The following is a 1250-nucleotide window of genomic DNA, read 5'->3' as shown; positions in this document are numbered from 1 at the left end:
GCCGTGGCGGCCGTGGCAGCAGGAGTGCTGGCCGCCCGGGGGTCCAGCTCGGACGGCAGGGCCGCTGCCGTCGCCGACGGGCTGCCGCACACCACCGTCGAGGTCGCGACCTCCGGCTGCGGCAGCGGCTGGACGCACCCGCAAGCCGGGCACCAGGTCTTCGAGCTGCACAACACGTCGAGCACAGCGGCCGAGGTGTATTTGACCGATCCGACGACCGGCGCGGTCTACGGCGAGGTCGAGGGGCTGGCGCCGGGGACGGTACGGCCGCTCGGCGTGACCCTGGGCAACGGTTCCTACGCCTTCAAATGTCTGCCCGACGACGCCGACGCCGTGACCGGGCCCACCGTGCGGATCACCGGGTCGAAGGTGAGGAGCGGACCGGCGGCCGTCCCGATCACCCAGCAGGAGTTGATCCCGCCGACGCTCGCCTACCAGAAGTGGATCCAGGCCCGGACCGTCGAACTGGCCCGGAAGACCGACGAGTTGCGGGCCGCCGTCGATCGCGGTGATCTCGCAGCGGCCCGCAAGGCGTGGCTGCCCGCACATCTGGTCTACGAGCGGATGGGCGCCGCCTACGGCACGTTCGGCGACTCCGACGGGGCGATCAACGGCACCACGGCCGGGCTGTCCGGCGGGGTGCGCGACGCCGGGTTCACCGGGTTCCACCGGGTCGAGTACGGGCTGTGGCACGGCGAGTCGGCGAGCGGGCTGCGTGGTCCGGCGGACCAACTCGCCAAGGACGTCCGCGCGTTGGAGAACAGCTGGCCCTCCCAGCGGATGGATCCGGCCGACACCGGGCTGCGCGCGCACGAAATCCTGGAGAACACCGTGCAGTTCGAACTGACCGGCCGTACCGACTACGGCAGCGGCACCAACCTGGCCACCGCCCGCGCCAACCTCGACGGCACCCGGGTGCTGCTCGGACATCTGGGCCCGCTGCTGAAGACCCGGGACACGGGCTACGGCGAACTCGGCGACTGGATGGACCGGGCGCAGCACACCCTGGACGGCTTCGAGCACTCCGGGAAGTGGACGCCGTTGGCTCAACTCAGCCGTCCGCAAAGGGAGAAGGTCGACTCCGACCTCGGTGGACTGGTCGAGCGGCTGGCCGATGTGGCCGCCCTCACGGACGTACGGAGGACCGCGTGAAGCGCGGATACGAGGTGGGCCGCCGGGGCTTCCTGGCGAGCGCGGCGGCCGTGGCCGGTGCCGGTCTGGTGGCAGCCGACCGGGGTACGGCCTCGGCA

General features: G+C 72.0%; 1 protein-coding gene. It reads left to right on the top strand.

Annotated features, from left to right (window positions below; translation table 11 throughout):
- Nucleotides 1–1152: EfeM/EfeO family lipoprotein (locus R6V09_RS53430; RefSeq protein WP_317888595.1), on the top strand; the 1152-nt coding region annotated here is incomplete at its 5' end.
- Nucleotides 1153–1250: the final 98 nt, after the last annotated feature.

The sequence above is a fragment of the Streptomyces sp. W16 genome, from assembly GCF_033194735.1.
Taxonomy (GTDB): Bacteria; Actinomycetota; Actinomycetes; order Streptomycetales; family Streptomycetaceae; genus Streptomyces.
The sequence above is the reverse complement of the archived record's forward strand: the minus strand, read 5'-3'. Positions and strand labels throughout refer to the sequence as shown.